The sequence below is a fragment of the Jannaschia sp. W003 genome, from assembly GCF_025144335.1.
In the GTDB taxonomy this organism is placed as follows: Bacteria; Pseudomonadota; Alphaproteobacteria; order Rhodobacterales; family Rhodobacteraceae; genus Jannaschia.
Map to the genome: position 1 here is coordinate 375,849 of NZ_CP083539.1, position 18,335 is coordinate 394,183.

14 protein-coding genes, 2 tRNA genes and 2 pseudogenes are annotated in these 18,335 nt (G+C 70.6%); 7 read left to right on the forward strand and 11 right to left on the reverse strand.

From position 1 onward, the window contains the following. The first annotated feature begins 219 nt into the window (after positions 1–219). Complete coding sequence (locus K3554_RS01695; RefSeq protein WP_259942738.1) at positions 220–1,143, forward strand: DMT family transporter; 924 nt, start codon at positions 220–222, stop codon at positions 1,141–1,143. Here the strand turns inward: K3554_RS01695 and mtaB are convergent. Together mtaB and dapF are read right to left on the reverse strand one after the other, a co-directional pair. Further along, positions 1,091–2,353 (reverse strand): tRNA (N(6)-L-threonylcarbamoyladenosine(37)-C(2))-methylthiotransferase MtaB, encoded by a 1,263-nt coding sequence (gene mtaB / locus K3554_RS01700; protein WP_259942739.1) that lies wholly within the window; start codon positions 2,351–2,353, stop codon positions 1,091–1,093. The genes K3554_RS01695 and mtaB overlap by 53 nt on opposite strands. After that, positions 2,346–3,149: a diaminopimelate epimerase gene (dapF, locus tag K3554_RS01705; RefSeq protein ID WP_259942740.1), complete on the reverse strand. Its 804-nt coding sequence runs from the start codon at positions 3,147–3,149 to the stop codon at positions 2,346–2,348. The genes mtaB and dapF overlap by 8 nt, the downstream gene beginning before the upstream one ends. A 95-nt stretch (positions 3,150–3,244) precedes the next feature. Here dapF and K3554_RS01710 point away from each other — a divergent pair. Next, positions 3,245–3,321: transfer RNA gene (locus tag K3554_RS01710), tRNA-Lys, on the forward strand. Between the two features lie 26 nt (positions 3,322–3,347). On the opposite strand, the gene K3554_RS16815 is transcribed toward K3554_RS01710, so the two are convergent. After that, positions 3,348–3,974, reverse strand: coding sequence for a lytic transglycosylase domain-containing protein (locus K3554_RS16815; RefSeq protein WP_311200352.1), 627 nt, complete (start codon positions 3,972–3,974; stop codon positions 3,348–3,350). A gap of 104 nt (positions 3,975–4,078) precedes the next feature. On the opposite strand from K3554_RS16815, the gene K3554_RS01720 reads away from it, so the two are divergent. Beyond that, positions 4,079–4,927: a lysophospholipid acyltransferase family protein gene (locus K3554_RS01720; protein ID WP_259942741.1), complete on the forward strand. Its 849-nt coding sequence runs from the start codon at positions 4,079–4,081 to the stop codon at positions 4,925–4,927. 3 nt (positions 4,928–4,930) lie between these two features. Then, the gene (locus tag K3554_RS01725) at positions 4,931–6,322 is read left to right on the forward strand and encodes an L-serine ammonia-lyase (protein ID WP_259942742.1); all 1,392 of its coding nucleotides are present in this window, start codon (positions 4,931–4,933) and stop codon (positions 6,320–6,322) included. A gap of 126 nt (positions 6,323–6,448) precedes the next feature. On the opposite strand, the gene K3554_RS01730 is transcribed toward K3554_RS01725, so the two are convergent. The 5 genes from K3554_RS01730 to K3554_RS01750 all read right to left on the reverse strand — a co-directional run bounded on the left by K3554_RS01730 (position 6,449) and on the right by K3554_RS01750 (position 10,987). Beyond that, complete coding sequence (locus tag K3554_RS01730; RefSeq protein ID WP_259942744.1) at positions 6,449–6,997, reverse strand: class I SAM-dependent methyltransferase; 549 nt, start codon at positions 6,995–6,997, stop codon at positions 6,449–6,451. 10 nt (positions 6,998–7,007) lie between these two features. Beyond that, positions 7,008–8,588 (reverse strand): glycosyltransferase family 2 protein, encoded by a 1,581-nt coding sequence (locus tag K3554_RS01735; RefSeq protein WP_259942748.1) that lies wholly within the window; start codon positions 8,586–8,588, stop codon positions 7,008–7,010. Next, a complete protein-coding gene (locus K3554_RS01740; RefSeq protein ID WP_259942750.1) occupies positions 8,585–9,730 on the reverse strand; it encodes a GSCFA domain-containing protein in 1,146 nt (381 codons plus the stop codon). Before K3554_RS01740 ends, K3554_RS01735 begins: the two co-directional genes overlap by 4 nt. Beyond that, entirely contained in the window at positions 9,727–9,876 is a 150-nt protein-coding gene (locus K3554_RS01745; protein ID WP_259942752.1) for a hypothetical protein, read from the reverse strand. Before K3554_RS01745 ends, K3554_RS01740 begins: the two co-directional genes overlap by 4 nt. A gap of 67 nt (positions 9,877–9,943) precedes the next feature. Continuing rightward, on the reverse strand, positions 9,944–10,987 hold the full coding sequence (locus K3554_RS01750) for a LacI family DNA-binding transcriptional regulator (RefSeq protein WP_259942754.1): 1,044 nt from the start codon (positions 10,985–10,987) through the stop codon (positions 9,944–9,946). Between the two features lie 86 nt (positions 10,988–11,073). On the opposite strand from K3554_RS01750, the gene K3554_RS01755 reads away from it, so the two are divergent. After that, positions 11,074–11,150 (forward strand) — tRNA-Arg (locus K3554_RS01755). A gap of 395 nt (positions 11,151–11,545) precedes the next feature. Here the strand turns inward: K3554_RS01755 and K3554_RS01760 are convergent. The 3 genes and pseudogenes from K3554_RS01760 to K3554_RS01770 form a co-directional block, all read right to left on the reverse strand. Beyond that, a pseudogene (locus tag K3554_RS01760) lies at positions 11,546–12,726 on the reverse strand (IS256 family transposase); the annotation flags it as partial. Positions 12,727–13,351: 625 nt separating this feature from the next. Next, a pseudogene (locus tag K3554_RS01765) lies at positions 13,352–14,144 on the reverse strand (DDE-type integrase/transposase/recombinase); the annotation flags it as partial. Between the two features lie 603 nt (positions 14,145–14,747). Next, entirely contained in the window at positions 14,748–15,500 is a 753-nt protein-coding gene (locus K3554_RS01770; protein WP_259942756.1) for a GntR family transcriptional regulator, read from the reverse strand. A 178-nt stretch (positions 15,501–15,678) separates the two neighbouring features. Between K3554_RS01770 and K3554_RS01775 the strand changes: the two genes are divergently transcribed. Both K3554_RS01775 and K3554_RS01780 read left to right on the forward strand, forming a co-directional pair. Continuing rightward, positions 15,679–16,782, forward strand: coding sequence for a substrate-binding domain-containing protein (locus K3554_RS01775; RefSeq protein WP_259942758.1), 1,104 nt, complete (start codon positions 15,679–15,681; stop codon positions 16,780–16,782). Positions 16,783–16,832: 50 nt separating this feature from the next. After that, the gene (locus tag K3554_RS01780; protein WP_259942760.1) at positions 16,833–18,323 is read left to right on the forward strand and encodes a sugar ABC transporter ATP-binding protein; all 1,491 of its coding nucleotides are present in this window, start codon (positions 16,833–16,835) and stop codon (positions 18,321–18,323) included. The last annotated feature ends 12 nt before the right edge of the window (positions 18,324–18,335 follow it).

Genomic DNA, 18,335 nt, shown 5'->3' on the forward strand with positions numbered 1-18,335 from the left:
CTCCTTGGTGAGCCGCGACAGAAGCACCGTCTCCCCTCCGGCGCCAGAGGCGGCCATGGGCGCGGCGACGGGGCGAGGGGTTCGTGCCGACGGCCGGGCCGACGTCCCGCCCGCGGGCCCCGCCGCGAAACGCCCGGCCCGGATGCATGGGCGGTTTTCCCCCGCGCGGCGGGCCCGCGACCTTGCCGTCGCCCTCCGCCGCCCGCAGTGTCCCGCTCGATGTCCCAGGTCGCCTTCGACAGCCGCACCGACCGGATCGGGTCGGCCATCGCGCTCCGCGTCACCGCGGCCGCCTTCGCCACCGGCATCGGGATCTGCATCCACGGCGCCTCGAAGGCGGGGGCCACCACCGGGCAGGTGGTGCTGATGCGCGCGGCCCTGTCGATCCCGTTCCTCCTGCTCTGGGCCTCGTTCGCCGGCCCCCTCGCGGACCTGGTGCCCCGCGCGCCGCGCAAGCACCTGCTGCGCGGCGCGGTGGGCGGCGCGGTGATGGCGCTGAACTTCTACGCCCTCGGGCAGCTCCCCGTCGCCCACGCCCAGACCCTCAGCTACCTCACGCCCGTCCTCATGGTCCCCGCCGCCGTCGTGCTGCTCGGCGAGCGCCTGTCGGTGCGCGCCGTGCTGGCCGTCGCCATCGGGTTCCTGGGCATGCTGGCGATGCTCTACACCTCGGTGGCCCGCCCCGAATGGGGCGCGGCGGAGCTGTCGGGCATGGCGGCGGGCATCCTGTCGGCCTGCCTCATGGCGCTGCTGCGGGTGTTCGTCCGGGCCATGACCGCGACCGAGACCACCATCTCGATCGCGCTCAGCTTCGCGTTGATCGCCAGCGCGGTGGGCCTCGGCGTCACGATGTTCACCGGCTGGACGCCGATGACGGTCACCCTCTGGGCCTGGCTGCTGGGAGCGGGCGCGTTCGGGGCCGTGACCCACATCGCCGCCACCGAGGCGTCCGCGCGCGCGCCGGTCACTACCCTGGCCGCCTACGACTATACCGGCCTCGTCTTCGCGGTGGCCTTCGACTTCGCGCTCTTCGCGCACCTGCCCGAGGCGTGGGGCTGGGTCGGCATCGCGCTGATCGCCTCGGCGGGCCTCATGTCAGCGTGGACGCCTCGGCCCGAAGGGACGTTCCTTCGACTGAAGTGACGCTGGCGGGCACGACCGCGCCCTCGGGCTGGTCCGCATCGAAGCGCACCTCGGCGAACTGCTCCGTCCGGCCCATGCGCGGGCTCTCCATCAGCACGCGGTGCGCCCGCCCCACCTGCGCGGCGAGGTGCCGCGCCACGGCGGCGTCGCCGCCGGCGCGCAGGCGAGCCGCCCGCTCGCGGATCGCGCGTCCGTCCACCGGGGGCATCTTCGCCGCCGGCGTCCCCTCGCGGGGCGAGTAGGGGAACACGTGCAGCCACGTCAGGTCGCAGTCCTCGACCAGCCGCAGGGAGTCGGCGAAGTGCGCCTCGGTCTCGGTCGGGAAGCCGGCGATGATGTCGGCTCCGAAGGTCATGTCGGGGCGCAGGCGCCGGGCCTCCTCGCAGAAGGAGACCGCGTCGCCCCGCAGATGCCGCCGCTTCATGCGCTTGAGAATCAGGTCGGCCCCGTGCTGGAGGCTCAGGTGCAGGTGCGGCATCAGCCGCGCCTCCTCGGCGATGCAGCGCATGAGGGCCGGGTCCGCCTCGATCGAGTCGATCGAGCTGATCCTGAGGCGCGGCAGGTCCGGCACGAGGCGGAGGATGCGCGCCACCAGGTCGCCCAGACGCGGCGTGCCCGGCATGTCGGCGCCCCAGGAGGTCAGGTCCACGCCCGTGAGCACGACCTCGCGGTAGCCCCGCTCGACCAGCCGCCGGACCTGCTCGACCACCACGCCCGCGGGCACCGAGCGCGCGTTGCCGCGGCCGAAGGGGATGATGCAGAAGGTGCAGCGGTGGTCGCAGCCGTTCTGGACCTGCACGTAGGCCCGCGAGCGGGTGCCGAAGCCGTCGATCAGGTGGCCCGCGGTCTCGGTGACGGACATGATGTCGTCGACCTGCACCGGCTCGGTGCCTCCGGTGGCCAGACCCTTCCACGTCGCCGGGCGCATCTTCTCGGCGTTGCCGACCACCGCGTCCACCTCCGCCATCGCGGCGAAGCCGTCCGGGTCGGTCTGCGCGGCGCAGCCCGTCACGATGAGGCGCCGTTCGGGGTGCTCCCGGCGCAGGCGGCGGATGTCGCGGCGGGCCTTGCGGACGGCCTCGGCCGTGACCGCGCAGGTGTTCACGATCACCGCGTCCACGCCCGCCTCGCGCGCCATCGCCTCCATGGCGTGGGCCTCGTAGGCGTTGAGCCGGCAGCCGTGGTTCGAGAGGATCGGCGCCTCAGCCATGCCACACCCCGTCGAACACGTGCGCGGTCGGCCCGCGCATCCACACCCCGTCGTCCCGCCAGTCGATGTGCAGGCTGCCCCCATCGAGCACGATCTCCACGCTCCGCCCCGAGACGCCCCGCCGGGCTGCGGCCACCGCCACGGCGCAGGACGAGGAGCCGGAGGCCAGCGTCGGCCCCACGCCCCGTTCCCAGACGCGCATCCTGAGGCGGTCCTCGCCGAGCAGGCTCACCACCTGCACGTTGGTGCGCTCGGGGAACAGGGGATGCGTCTCGAACCGACCCCAGGCGGCCAGATCCTCGGCCTCGGCGTCGGCCACGAAGAAGGTGCAGTGCGGGTTGCCCATGCCAGTGGCCGCCGGGTCGCCCTCGATCGGCAGGTGCAGGGTGTCCACGTCCTGGGCCAGCGGGATCGCCCGCCAGTCGAGGATCGGCGCGCCCATGTTCACGGCCACCGCGCCGCCCTGCATCTCTGCACGCAGCAGACCGCGCTCGGTGCGGATCGCGAGCGCGTCCGTGCCCCGCCGCGCCATCTCCCACGCCGCAACGCAGCGGGTCGCGTTGCCGCAGGCGCCCGCGGTGGAGCCGTCGCTGTTCCAGAACGCGAGGCGCAGGCCCTCGCCCTCGGCCTCGATCAGCGCGAGCTGGTCGAAGCCCACGCCCCGATGCCGGTCGCCCATGGCCCGCGCCAGGGCGGCATCGACGCGCACGCCGTCGCGGCCGTCGAGGACCACGAAGTCGTTGCCCAGCCCGTGCATCTTCATGAACGGGAGGCCGGAGGGGGAGCGCGTCGCCATGGGCGCCCCCATAGGCCCATCGGAAGCGACGTTCCAGACCGGGCGCGATCCTCCCTTGACCCCCTCCGCCGCCCCCGCTACGTCCGCCCCCGAGTGGGCCGGTAGCTCAGTTGGTTAGAGCATCTGACTTTTAATCAGAGGGTCCTCGGTTCGAACCCGAGCCGGCTCACCACTCCCTTCTTAGCACGATCCGAGGCGTCAGGCCGCCGACGGACACCCCGATCCGCGCAGCGCCGCCGCCAGCCCCGTGCGCGGCTCGCAGGCGGGCTTCGCGGGCTCGGGGGGCAGGAGGTTGCCGGCCTCGTCGATGGGGGGCATCTGGGCCTCGCCCCGGTCGTGGCGCTGCCAGAGGCTGCCGCGCAGGCCGGTCGCGAACAGGAGGCCCCTGCGCTTGGCCTCGTAGTAGTAGCCCCGCGCGTACCACATCATGGCCTCGTGCTCGTCGCCGTCCGAGACCATCCACGCGCCGCGCAGGTAGCGGGCCGAGTACTTGATCGCGGTGTCCGCATCGAGGAGCTGCTTCGGCTCGCCCTGCATCCCCATGTTGCGCGCCGTGGCGGGCAGGATCTGCATCATCCCCCAGTAGGGGCCGTTGCGCGCGCCGGGGCGGTAGTCGCTCTCGCGTTGGATCACGCGGTGCAGCAGCGTGCGCGGCAGGTCGTAGTGGTCGGCCCACTTGTTCACGAGGCTGCGCACCCGCGGCGTCTCGCCGGGAAACAGCGGCAGCGCGGTGGGCGCGGCCTCGGCCATGGTGGCCTCGGGCGGCGGCGGGGCGGCGCAGGCGGCGAGGGCGAGGAGGGGGGCGGCGAGGAGGATGCGGCGCATCGGAGGGTCTCCGGGTGGATCGACGCGGGCGGCGTAGCGCGCCGGCGCGCTCCGGGCGAGGGCGGCGCCTTGCCGTCGGCGGGTTTCTGCGCCACGCCGCTGCCATGACATACCGTCTCCAGGCCCTCGCCCTGCGCGTCCTGCTCGCCGTGCTGCGCCCCCTGCCCTACGCCGTGCGCGTCGAGGGGGTGGGGCGCGTGGTGCGCACGCTCGCGGCTCTGGTGCCCTCGCTGCGCGCGCGGGCCGAGCGCAACCTCGCGCTGGTCTATCCCGGCTGGCCCGAGGCCGAGCGCCGCCGCGTGGCCCTCGCCGCCGCCGCGAACGCCGGGCGGGCGCTGGCGATGATCTGGTTCGCGCGCGATGCCCGCGCGGCCCTGTCCTCCTTGCGCGCCGAGGGCGAGGGGCTGGACGCCCTGCGCGACGCCCAAGCTGAGGGACGCCCCGCGATCCTCGTGACCGGCCACTTCGGCCCGTTCGAGGCCATGCGCCACGCGCTGCGCAACGAGGGCATCGAGGTGGGCGGGCTGTATCGGCCCAACAACAACCCCCACTACGACCCGATCTTCGTGGCCGGGCTGGAGGAGACGGGCCGCCCCGTGCTGCCGCGGGGCCGCGCCGGCCTGCGCGGCATGATCGCGCACCTGCGCGCGGGCGGCGTGTTCGAGATCCTGGCCGACCAGGCCATGGAGGACGGCCCCGCCCTACCCTTCCTCGGCCACCCCGCGCACACCTCGCTCGCCACCGCCGAGCTGGCCCTGCGCCACGGCGCACCGCTCCTGCCCGCCTTCGCGGTCGAGGGCGCGGACGGCCTGCGCGTGATCGTCGAGGCGCCGATCCCGCCATCCGACGCGGCGACCATGATGGCCGAGTTCAACCGCCGCCTCGGGTCGCGCGTCCGCGCCGATCCGTCGCAATGGTACTGGTTCCACCGGCGCTGGAAGACCTACGGGTAGCCGATGTTCCTCAGCCTCTTCGACATCTTCAAGCCGGGCGTCGGCCCCTCGTCCTCGCACACCATGGGGCCGATGGTGGCCGCGGTGCGCTTCCTCGCCATGCTGCGGCACGGGGAGCGCGAGCCGGGCGCAGGCGCGCCGGCGCACGTGACGGCCACGCTCCACGGCAGTCTCGCCTGGACCGGCAAGGGGCACGCGACCGACCGCGCCGTGCACCTCGGCCTGCTGGGGTTCGACCCTGCGACGGTGAAGGCGGAGGCGGCGGAGGAGGCTCTGGCGCGCCTTGCGGAGACCCGGACGCTGGAGCCCGAGGGCCTGCCGCCCCTGCGCTACGATCCCGAGAGCGATCTGATCTTCGATTGGGGCCCGCCGCTGGAGGGGCACGCCAACGGCATGGTGCTGCGGGCCTTCGACGGCGCGGGCACGCTGGCGCTGGAGGAGACGTTCTATTCGGTCGGCGGCGGCTTCGTGGTCACCGAGGCCGAGCGCCGCGCGCCACCCGCGCCCGCCACCGGCGAGACCGAGGTGCCGTTCCCCTTCTCGACCGCCGCGGAGATGCTGGGCATGGGCCAGCGCACGGGGCTCACGGTGGCGGAGATGAAGCGCCGCAACGAGGAGGCGGCGATTCCGCCCGCGGAACTCGACCGCCGCATCGACGCCGTCTGGGCCGCCATGGACGACTGCATCGAGCGCGGGCTGCGGGCCACCGGCATCCTGCCGGGCGGGCTCAAGGTGCGGCGCCGGGCGCGGGCGATCCACGAGCAGCTGCTGGCCGAGGCGGGCCTGAACCTCGCGCAGCCGCACGTCGTGAACGACTGGCTGTCGGTCTACGCCATGGCCGTGAACGAGGAGAACGCCGCCGGGGGCCGGGTCGTGACCTCGCCCACCAACGGCGCGGCGGGCGTGGTGCCGAGCGTGATCCGCTACTACCGCGACCACTGCGTGGGCGCGACGCCGGAGGGCATCCGCACCTTCCTGCTGGCGGCCGCCGCGATCGGCGGGCTGGTGAAGCACAACGCCTCGATCTCGGGCGCCGAGGTGGGGTGCCAGGGCGAGGTGGGCAGCGCCTCGGCGATGGCCGCCGCGGGTCTGTGCGCAGCCCTGGGCGGCTCGAACGCGCAGGTGGAGAACGCCGCCGAGATCGCGCTGGAGCACCACCTCGGCATGACCTGCGACCCCGCCGCGGGCCTCGTGCAGGTGCCCTGCATCGAGCGCAACGGGCTGGGGGCGATCAAGGCCGTGTCGGCGGCGTCGCTGGCCCTGCGGGGCGACGGCTCGCACTTCATGCCGCTCGACAACTGCATCGAGGCGATGCGGCAAACGGGCCGGGACATGAGCGAGAAGTACAAGGAGACCTCTCAGGGGGGCCTCGCGGTCAACCTGCCCGAGTGCTGAGCCGGTAGGCAAAACGGGGGGCGCCCCCCCGTGCACCCCCCGTACACCCCCCGTGCATACGGGAAGGCACCCTCACCTTGCCCGAAATACCTCGGGGGGAGCGCGAAGCGCGGGGGGCGGCGCCCCCTACGCCGCCAGCCGGATGATGTACTGCTGGCCCATCACCTCCAGCGACGCCCGCTCGCCCAGCTTCTCGACCGTCTTCGCCACCGCGTCCTTCACCGGCGTGCCCTCGCCGTCGGACCAGTGGTAATCGTCGCCCGCGATCACGCCGCCGGGGCGCACCTTCTTGCAGGCGAGGGCGAGGTCCATGCCAACGAAGGGCTCGTTGTGGTTGCCGTCGATGTAGATCCAGTCGAGCGCAGCGTCGTCCATCTCCAGCAGCGCCTCCTGCGAGGTCGCGCGGTGCAGGACCACCCGCTCGTCGCCCGCGAACTTCGCGGCCACCTGCTTGTGCATCTGCGGCATCCGCTCGGCGTTCTTCTTGCGCCCGAAGCCCGTGTTGTTGAAGCGCGGGTCGTACTCCCACGGGTCGATCAGGTGCAGGCGCACCGGCGCGCACACCTCCAGGATCGTCTCCGAGAACCGTCCCTCCCAGACGCCGACCTCGGCGCCCGTGCCGCCCTTGGGCAGCGCCTCCAGCATGGCGCGCCGCGTGTCGTCCCTCTTGCCCATGTCGCTCCTCTCAGGCGGCCGCGCCGCTCTCGGTGTCCTCGTCCGCGCCCGCGGCGCGCAGCTCGTCCCACAGGGCGCGGTAGCGCGGCTCCCGCATCAGCGCCTCGAACTGGGCCCGGTGCCAGGCCACGCCCTCGCGGTGCAGGCGCCGCAGGGTGCGGTCGGCCATCAGCCGGTCCAGCTCCTCGCGGAAGCCCGGCACGCCGCGCGCGAGCCCTGCGTCGCGGCCCGCGTTCAGGTTCCACTTGTCCCAGTACGCGCGGCCCAGGTCCTCGCCCACGTGGTTGGCGCGGCCGCGGTTCTTCTTGAGGATGTAGGCCTCCAGGGAGCGCAGCGGGTAGTGATGCATGTAGCCCGCCGCCTCGCAGCCGTCCCAGCGCATCAGCCACTGCGAGCCGCGGTTCATGCGCGCCGAGATGTCCTCGCCGGCGGGCGACTTCCAGACGATGCGGTCCTTCCACTCGTCCCGCACGCGGGGGCGGTGGAGGCCGAAGTGGTACATGGCCTCGGGCCGCCGGAACAGGGTCTTCACGTCGCGGTAGCGCCGCCCGCCGCGCCGGGGCGCGGGCTCGCAGCGCACGAACTGCTCGGTGACGGGGCGGTCCTCGAAGGCCTCCACCCCGCCGTTGCCGAACACCTTCCACGGAAAGCTCACCACGTCCGTGTCCGGCCCGAGGGCGTCCAGCATGGCGGGGATCGTGCCGTGGCCCGGCAGGTCGATGAACTCGTCCACGTCGGCGATCAGGATCCAGTCGGCCCGCAGGCGCGCCACGTGGTCGCGCGCCCACTTCAGCGCCGACTTGTGCGGCCCGCGCTTGAGCACCGTGTTCGTCACGTGGGTCGCCAGCCCCATCTCCTGCAGGCGCTGCAGGATCGGGTCGGTGGTGTCGTCGCAGTCGTTGGTGAGGACCAGGAAGTCGGTGAAGCCGATGGCGCGGTTGTGGGCGATCCATTCCAGGATGTAGGGCGCCTCGTTCTTCATGGGCGCGATCACGAGGTATCGCGCGCGCGCGTCGCGCGGGGCGAGGCGCACGGTCGCCGGCAGGCGCAGCGCCCAGAAGTGCCCCTCGCGCGCGATCTCGACCCCGAGCCGCCCGGCCACCTCGCGCACCGCCTCGCGCACGGGCCAGCCCAGCTCGCGCCCGTGGTGCCAGCCGCCGCCCGCGACGACGCCGCCGGGCGCCACCACGCGCACCGCCGCCTCGAGGTCGGCGAGCAGCACGTCGAACTGCTTCTCGCCGTCCAGGAACAGCCAGTCGAGCGCGCCGTCGCGCATCCCCGCCAGCGCCTCGGCGGAGGGGCGGCGCAGGATCTCGGCCTCGGAGAACTCGGCGCGCACGGCCGCGTGCATCGCGTCGCGCGCCGCCTGCGGGGCCCGGTAGGCGTGGGCGCGGGCGTCGCGGCCCTCGTCCTCGGCCCAGGGGTCGATCAGCGTCAGCGAGGCGGGCGCCGCCACGTCGCGCAGCGCGCGGGTCCAGCGGCCGTCGTGGGTGCCGACCTCGGCCCCCCGTGCGCCCCGGGGCAGGAGGCGCATCACAGCGAGCGCGTTGTCGCGCACCGGACGGGGTGCCGACCGGGTCTCGGCGCTCATGCCGCGGCCTCCCCCGCGAGGCCGGCGCGCATGCGCTCGATCTGGGCGCGGATCGCCTCCTCCTGCTCGGGATGGCGGGCCACCTTCCGCTTGGCGAGGATGCGGTCGAGCATCCGCCCGTTGCCGTCGCGCAGCGCCGTCTCCAGCCGGTCCGATACGAGGCCGGCGGCCGACAGGGCGGTCAGCCAGTGGCGCGTCATCTCCTCGTCGGTGGGCTTCTCCACGCACCACACCTCCTCGAAGAGCATCATGATGAAGTCGAGCACGCCGCGCGGCAGGTGCCGCCGGTCCTGCTTGAAGGGCGAGTGGAACACGTCCGTCACGATCTCGTAGGAGGGCCAGTAGTGGAGCACGCCCTCGGGGCCCAGCTCGCGCATCAGCTCGTCCAGGGCCACCCGCAGCACCGCCTTCGAGACCGAGTTGGCCGAGATGCAGGACACGGGCCGGAAGGTCGCGATCAGCGGCACCGGCGAGAGCGTCGCCAGGATCTTGGCGTCGGGGCGGTGCTTGCGGATCAGCGCGTAGATCGCGCGGATGTTGTCCTTGTTCTCCTCGACGGTGGTGACGCGGAACTTGTGGCGCGCGGGGTCGTAGACGTCCTCGGGGATGGAGCGCCAGAACACGCCGCCCGAGACCTCGTCGTACCACACCTCCGAGAGACCGAAGGTAAGGATGAACAGGTCGGTGTTCGAGAAGATGTCGAGCGTCGCCTCCCGCACCGCCTCGTCGTAGCCGTAGCTCTCGGCCGAGTAGCCGTGCCACAGCTCCTCCTCGAAGCGCTTGCCCTCGAAGGCCCATTCGAACTGCTGGCGGATCACGAAGGAGTTCACCATCCCCTCGCCGCACTTCACCACGTAGGCGTTCGATCCCTGGTCCTTCGTCAGCACCGAGTAGTTCCGGCTGGCGAGCCAGTTCGAGATGTTGGCCGCGAAGCACGATCCGAAGGCGCAGATGCGGGTCTCGGGCGTGACCATCGGCGCCTCGGGCGCCCAGCCGTCGACCGCCCACTTCAGGGCCGAATCCGCCCCGGCCATGCGGGCGAAGTCGGGGTTGAAGTTGGTCTGCTCGCCGCGGAACCACGTCCGCAGCACGCCCTCCTTGCGGGTGTGCTGGAACTCGAGGGTGTTGGCCTTCCTGCTCATGCGGCCCTCCTAGCACGGGCGCCGGCATCCTCCAGCGCGGCATCGGCGACCGGCGTGGGCCCCGCGCGGCGCGCGTCCGCGCCCGCCGGCGCCTCGAACCCGCGGCGGGCGAAGCGCCGGGCGGACATCTCGTCGGGAAGGGGCATCGTCTGTCGTCCTGCTCTGCTCGGGCGCGGACGGCCCCCGGATGGCGGAGAGGACGGCTCGCGCGTGTCAGCCCGCCTCGTTGGAATCGGGCCGGGTCCGCATCGTATCTCCAGCCAAGAAATGCGGCGTTAATTCGACCCGGCGGTCGGATCCGTCGAATTCCCAGGATCCCGTGATGATCCGGGCAGCCATCTGCCCCGCCTCGCGGCGGCGGCTGTCGACCGTGGCCAGCTTGCGCGGCAGCCCGTCGAGCAGCGTGAAGCCGTTGAAGCCCACCAGCCCGATCCCCTCGCCCACGTCGAGCCCGCGCTCGAGGCACAGCAGCATCCCCCCAGCTCCGGTGAGGTCGTTGGTGTAGAAGATGAAGTCGAGGTCGGGCGCCCCGTCCAGAAGCGCGGCGGTCATCTCGCGGCCCTTGCCGAAGCCCGAGACGCCCGCGTAGTCGGCGCGCGCCGCGATGCCGATCCCCGCCTCGGCGAGCGCCCGCTCCACCCCTTCCAGCCGCTTGCGCGCTCGGTGGTCGCCGTCGACCTTGGTGCCGATCACGCCGATGCGCCGGTAGCCGCGCGCCACGATCTCGCGCCCCACCTGGTAGCCTGCGCGCCAGTGGCTGATGCCCACGGCCGCGTCCACCGGGTCGCCGTCCACGTCCATGACCTCGACCACCGGCACCCCCGCGGCGGCGAGCATGGCGCGGGCGGGCGCGGTGTGCTCCAGCCCCGCGATCACCACGCCCGAGGGCCGCCAGGACAGCATCTCGAAGAGCGTGCGCTCCTCCTTGGCGGGATCGTAGTCGGTGGCGCCCACGACCGGTTGCAGCGGCGTGTCCTCCAGCCCGTCCTGCAGGCCGGCCAGCATCTCGGGGAACACGAGGTTCGACAGCGATGGCACGATCACGCCCACGAGGTTCACGCGCTGCGAGGCGAGCGCGCCGGCGATCTTGTTGGGCACGTATCCCAGGGCGCGCGCGGCGGCCTCGACCTTGGCGCGGGTGCGCTCGCTCACGTCGCCCCGGCCGCGCAGCACGCGGCTCACGGTCATCTCGGAGACGCCCGCGGCCTCGGACACGTCGCGGAGCGTGAGGCTGCGCCTGCGGGGATTGTCGGACAAGGGGGCCTCCGTGCTCCTCGCCCCGTGCTAGCCCGCGGGCCGGCCTGTGGACAAGCGCCGCGCCCGCCCGCTATGGCACCGCCGGGGGTCCCGTGGCTCAACTGGATAGAGCAATCCCCTCCTAAGGGATAGGTTGCAGGTTCGAGTCCTGCCGGGACCGCCACTATCTTCCAGAATGCCAAACTCACGGGAAGCTTGCGCAAAACGCATCAGAAGTCTGCGCAAGAAGGCATGGCAGGAGGCTCGAGCGCGGTCGTCGAGGCAACATTGCTGTTTCCTTACAGCGCCTTGCGGTGAACTTCTGGGAATCAGGCATGCCGCACGAAGTGAACGTCGGGGGCACCCAGATCCCCTGCGCCGGCGCAGGGCATCCTAGGCAGCGGTCGCGGAGCCTGAAGGGGATACGACCTTCCATCCGGGACTTGTCGGCGTAGCCATTCGAGACGGAGCCCGATCACGTCCGTCAATGAGGTGTAATTTCGGTGTGGCTCCGAGTGCATCGGTTCGGGCGGCTTTGGGTGTAGGGGGCGGTGTGATCTGGGGTGCTGTGCCGCCCTCGATCTCGGGTGTGGTTTCGGCGTCGAGCTCGGCCATTCCTTCGATCTGCATGTAGCGGTGCTGGAGTTGCCAGTCGTCGTTCTGCTCGAGCAGGACGGCACCGACGAGGCGGGTGATGGATGCCTCGTTGGGAAAGATGCCCACGACGTCGGCGCGGCGCTTCACCTCCTTGTTCAGGCGCTCGAGCGGGTTCGTCGAATGCAGCTTGGTGCGGTGGCGGGCCGGGAAGGCCATGTAGGCGAGCACGTCGGCTTCGGCGTCGTCCATGAGTTTGCCGAGCTTCGGCCAGCGCTCGCGGAGCTGGTCTGCGACGTGGCGCCAGGCAGTGGTGGCGCCAGCGTGGTCGGGCTGGACGAAGACCTGGCGGATGGCAGCAGCCACGACCGTGTTCTGGGAGCGTGGGACGTGGGCGAGCGCGTTGCGCATGAAGTGGACGCGGCAGCGCTGCCAGGCGGCCCCGGCCATGGTGCGCGTGATGGCGGCCTTCAGGCCCCATGGGCGTCGGAGATGACCAGCCGGGTGCCCGACAGCCCGCGCTTCACCAAGCTGCGCAGGAAGCTCGTCCAGAACGGCTCGGCCTCGGAGGGGCCGATGTGCAGGCCGACGATCTCGCGCCGGCCATCGGTGTTCACGGCGACCGCGATTATGGCGGCGACGCTGACAATGCGCCCGCCCTCGCGGACCTTCAGGTAGGTGGCGTCGAGCCACAGGTAGGGCCACTCCCCGTCGAGGGGGCGCTCCAGGAAGGCCTGCACGCGGTCGTCGATCTCGCGGCAGAGCTTGGAAACCGAGGACTTCGAGATCCCGCTCATGCCCATGGCCTGGACGAGTTCGTCGACCTTGCGGGTCGAGACCCCAGCGATCCACGCCTCCTGTATCACCGCCACCAGGGCCTTCTCGACAGGCTTGCGGGGCTCCAGGAAGCCCGGGAAGTAGCTGCCCTGGCGCAGCTTCGGGACCTTCAGGTTCAGAGGGCCCAGGCGGGTCTCCAGCGTCCTGTCGCGGTAGCCATTGCGCCAGGTCGTGCGCCCTTCGCTGCGCTCGTGACGGCCGGCCCCGATCAGGCCCTCGACGTCGGCCTCCATGATGATCTGAAGCACGGCCTCCGCGACGGAGCGCAAGAAGTCGTCATCCCCGCTCTTCGCGAGCAGTTCGGCTATGGGTAGTCTGTCCTCGGTCATCGGGTTCTCCTCGGACTCTCTGGTGAAGCTCAGCAACTCCACCTTAACCCGATGCGCCCGGTGGCCACCGCGGATCGAGCAGCCGGGGGTGGGGCATGCCCCACCCCCGGCTGCACCGCGATCTGCACCAGAAATTACACCACCTGCGAGGACGCTAACCGGAGCACCTACGCGAAAAACCCCTCAATCTTGGCAACGAGGTAAACCGTACCCTGGGTTCTGGCTGTCGAGCCTACCTACGGCTGGAAGCGATGTACGCCTTTCGCCCCAAGGCGGCTCATGACCTACTGCGCGGAAACGGCTCTCGCGACAGAAGCATGATGGTCGTGAAACGCGCCCGGAACGCGGTGCTGTCGGCCTAGGTTTTGTACCGTCCCTCGCACCGGTAGCGAGGATCGAAGACCGTGGTCGCCGTGACATGCCCATCGGCGATCAACGCGGCGAGGCCGCCCTCGCGGTGCAGACCGACAATGGCCGCGTACTTCAGACCGTCGGGACGTCCGTTGCGGCCGGGCGCATGACGTTCAGGGCGTCCTCCCGGACCGGCAGAGCCGGGTAGGCGCCTTCTCCCAAATGGCTTGCCTGGATCGATGCGATTCCAGGCCACGCCGTTGCGGTCGGCCTACATCAGGATCGCGGCGCTGGTGAACTCCGCGCCGTTGTCCGACACGATGCCGTCGGGCATGCCGTAAACTCGGACGAGAGCATCCAACTCGCGCGACCCGGTCCCCGGCAATGCTGGCGTCGGCGACGAAGCAAAGGTCCTCCCGGCAACAGTCGTCGTTCACCGCGAGGATGCGCGAGCGGCGGGACGCGCCGAACGTGCCGGACAGGAAGTCGAACGACCAGTGCGCGTTTGGTCGAGCGGCCTGGGGCATCGGCGCCCGGGTCCCGCGGGCGCGCTTGCGCCCTCGCCTCCGCTTCACCGCCAGCCATTCCTCACGGCGAAGCCGGGGGAGCGCTTCGCTGGGGAAACGGTTCCCCGGACCGTTCCCTGGTCCGGCTCGCTGCGGTTCATCGCCGTGTCTCCGCGTTCGAGCAGGATCTCGGTCTGGCGATAGCCGAGGGCGCTGCCCCTCGCCCGGAATCTCCCGCATGGCCGCGCATGCGTCCTCGTCATTCGATGAGCGAGTCGGACCGTATTGGGGTCCACCCCCTCGCGGGACATCGCCGCGGCAACGCCCTTCCGGACAGTGGACGAGCCGACACGCCCGGCGCTTTGAGATCTCGTGATCCCGCATCGCACGGAGCGCCGCGTCCCGCCTCTCCTTCGTTCGCCATCGGTCTCGAACGCATGGCGACGCGATGCCTCGCCGCCAGCGCTATTTCAGCAGATTCTTGAGAACGACGTTGTCGAGCATCGTATCCGCCAGCGGCCGTTTGAGACTCGCGTTTTCGGCCTCGAGCACCTTCAGCCGCTAGGCGCCCGACAACTCCATACCGGCGAACTTTGCCTTTGGCTTATGGAACATGGCCGGGCTCAAGCAGTGCTCGCGACAGAGATCCGTCGTCGCCACCCTGGCTCCCTACACCTCGATCAACTCCATGATCCGCGCGTCCGTGAAATAGCTCTTCCTCATGTCGTCTGCTCCTTCGAGGTGAAGAGACTTCACATTGCGGCGAGAAATTTCGCGGGGGGCCAGGTCAGCCTGGTTCCGGCAAGACGGGGATCTTCAGCTCAGTGACGCGGTTAGAGAAGGCAACGCGCGCACGTTTCTCCGCAGCCTACCTTTCCAGGTCGCGAGCAACGAGCTCCATTTCAGTAGCTTCGCACAGCGGACCTTCAGCTCCCGGTTTATCCGAGTCTCAGTGCTGTTCCAGAAGTGATTGCTGCCTTACTTTCGCAAGATCATCCGATTGTCCCGCACGATGGCGCGAAGGGCTTCGTTCCGGCTGGCCGCGCAGGGACTGTCCTCCATTCATGGTCTTGCACCGCGGGGCCTCGGGATAATGGGTTCGGCCACACAGGTCGCGATAGCTTCCCGGCCGTCGGGGTCCCATCCGCAGGCACCGACGCGATCTCAGCGCCGGACCTCCAGATGGAAGCGGTAGCGATCCGGGCGGAAGCTGAGGATCACGTATTCCGCTGGCTTGTCCTGCGCGTCGAAGGACTGGCGGCGCGCGATCAGCAGTGGCGAGCCGCGGGGCACACCCAGTGTCCGCGCCAGCGCGCCGTCCGTGGCCGCCGCCTCGATGTACTCGCGCGCGCGCTGGACGGTCACGCCCCTGCGGTCCCTGAGCCAAGCATAGAGCGACCCAGTCTCGAGTTCCTCGCCGGTGGGATAGGGATGGCTGCGGAACAGACGGGGCGGCAGCCAGGACATCGCCGTGCCGATCGGCTCGCCATCCGCGAGCAGCAGGCGGTGCGAACGGAACACCTCAGTTCCGATTGCGACCTCCAGCGCCTCGGCAGCCTCCGCCGCTGCTGGCACATGGCCGGTCCCCAGCACACGGTACGACGGCTCCAGTCCGCGCCGGCGCATGTCCTCGGAAAATCCCGCCATCTCCTCGGCGGGCTGCTCGACCCGCGCGCGCAGCACGATCGAACCCTTGCCCGAGCGGCGCACGATAAGCCCTGCCGACTCCAGTTCGTTCAGCGCCGCCCGGGACGTGGCGCGGCTGACGCCGAACTGCCGGTTGATTTGCGCCTCCGAAGGCAACGTCTCGCCGGGTGGGAACGTACCGTCCTCGACCGCACGACGTAGGCGCTCAGCGATCTGGAACCAGAGGGGAGCGGGGCTGTCCGCCGCCAGGGGGCGTTGCCAATCATCCATGCTAACGTCCGAACGTCATATCATTTGCATTGCCTCCTTCGAGCATGCTTAGTGAGTCGTGTCGCGGCAAGCAGCGAATGCCCCGCATCACCTCGGGAGGAGGCCGATGCACGCCGCGCGGGGGCGCCGACGCGCTGCCGGCAGACGGCGGCCGCCACCAGAACGACAGGGAGTTCATATGAGATCCTCGATCGCCACCACCGCGCTCCTCGCGGCCATGGGCGCCACGTCCGGTGCCGCCGCCCAGGAGACGATGCCCATCTCCGGCAAGACCTGCGAGCAACTGCTCGAGCAGTACGAAGGCCTGCCGTTCACCGACATCCTGCCTCTGGAGGCAGGCCCCGTCGCCGTCGATGGCGCCGAGGACGAGATCGTCGTCGGTTTCTCGCAGACCGGATTCAACCACCCCTGGCGCATCTCAATGCTGGAGGCGGCGCAGGCCGAGGCATGCCGGCATCCGAACGTCAGCATGATCGTGCTCGATGGCAACGTTGACGTTGCAAAGCAGAGCAACGACGTGCGCGACCTGCTCGCACGGGGCGTCGACGCCGTGCTGCTAAGCCCGGTCGAGTCGGCTGCGCTCATCCCCGCCTCTCGCGCGGTGATGAACGAGGGTATCCCGCTCATCGTCATGGACCGCGACGTGCCAAGCGAGAAGACACTCTTCATCGGCCAGAGCAACGTGACCATGGGCGAGAAGGTGGCCGAGAAGATGGCTGAAGACCTAGGCGGGACCGGCAAGATCGTCGTGATCACCGGCCTCCAAGGCTCCTCGCCGGCGGTGGACCGCGACCAGGGCATGAAGAACGTCCTCGCCGACAACCCGGACATCGAGGTGTTGGCCGTCGGCGACGGGGAGTGGATCCGCGAGCCTGCCGTGCCGATCATGGAGGACTTCCTCACCGCCTATCCGGAGATCGACGCCGTATTCTCTCATGCCGAGGAATCCTCGTGGGGCGCCCAGCTCGCGATCGCCCGGGCCGGCCGCTGCGAAGACGGCATCAAGCACTACACGTTCGACGGCTCGAACGCGGGCTTCAAGTCGGTGCGCGACGGGACCTTCCGCGCCGACGGGAACTACACGCCGTTCATAGGCGACATCGCGATGCGTGCCGCGCTCTACACGCTGACGGGCCGCGAGATCCCCGGAGCCGAGGCCTACGGTCAGCCCGGGCAGCAACTCGCGCTGCCGGACTCGCCCACTGTTGTCGCCGAGAACGCAGAGGAGTGGATCGGCCGCGGCTGGGGCGACTTCGAGCCGTCGCTCGATCCCTGCAAGTGACGGCACAGGGGCGCCTCGGCTCCGGCCGGGCGCGCCCCGGGCCCCGCGACATGGCAGACCGGCTCCTCCAGGCAGCATCGTTGCGAAAGCAGTTCGGCGGCAACGTCGTGCTGCGCGACGTGGACCTCGCCGTCGACCGCGGCGAAGTCCACGCAATCGTGGGCGAGAACGGGGCCGGCAAGTCGACACTGATCAAGATCCTCGGCGGCGTGCACCGCGCCGACGGGGGCACCGTGCACTTAGGCGGGCACGCGGTGAATCTCGGCTCGCCGCAGGCCGCGCTCGATCAGGGCATCGTCGTGATCCATCAGGAACTGTCGCTCGCCCCCCACCTGACGACCGAGGAGAACATCTTCCTCGGGCACTTCCCCCGCAACGCTTTGGGCCTGATCGACCATCGCCGAATGCGCGTACGCACGCGCGAACTCTTGGACCGCCTGCGAATAGAGATCGACCCAACAGTGCCGGTCGGTCGCCTAAGCATCGCCCAGCAGCAGATGATCGAGATCGCGAAGGCGATCTCGGTCGAGGCGAAGCTGCTGGTGCTCGACGAGCCCACGGCGGTGCTCGACGCGGACCGCGTCGACACGCTCTTCGAACTGGTAGGGCGACTGAAGGCCCAAGGCATCGGCATCGTCTTCATCTCTCACCACCTCGAGGAGATCTTCCGCATCGCCGACCGTGTGACCGTCCTGCGCGACGGAGAGCGCACCGGCACGAGTGCCGTCGCAGACGTGGATCAGGACTGGTTGGTCTCGAAGATGATCGGCCGAAAGTTCGAGACGCATCATGCGCAGGGACGCACCGCCGGCGCGGTGGCGCTGGAGCTAGAGGGCCTATCGAGCGACGGAGCCTTCAAGGACGTCTCGTTCTCGGTCCGCGAGGGCGAGATCGTCGGCCTCGCCGGTTTGATCGGGGCCGGCCGCACCGAGGTCGCGCAGGCGATCTTCGGCGTGCGGCCCATCACGGCCGGCCGCCTGAAGCTGCTCGGGCGCCCGGTCCGCTTGTCGGGACCGGCGGCGGCGCGGAGCCACGGGATCGCCTACCTGAGCGAGGACCGGAAGGCCTACGGCCTGCTGCCCAACCGGCCGGTGCGCGAGAACGTCACCATTTCGAACCTCGCCCGCTTCCGACGGTTCGGCTTCCTGAGGCCGGGCCGGGAGCGGGCCTTCGTGCGCGAGCAGATCGCGCAACTCGACATCAGGCCGGGCGACATGCAAGCTGAGATCGGCACCCTGAGCGGCGGCAACCAGCAGAAGGTCCTGCTCGCCCGGGCGCTTGCGGGGAACCCGCGCGTTCTGATCTTCGATGAGCCTACCCGCGGCGTCGACATCGGTGCAAAGCGCGAGATCTACCGCTTCATCGAGGCGCTCGCCGAGGACGGCGTGGCCGTCGTCGTTATCTCATCGGAACTAGAAGAAGTGCTGCGCTTGTCCGACCGCGTGGTCGTTATGCGCGGGGGACGTCTCGCGACCGAGCTGCCCCGGGGCGAGGCGACCGAAGATAGCGTGATGCGTGCCGCATCGCTCGACGGAACATGACGGAGACCCCTC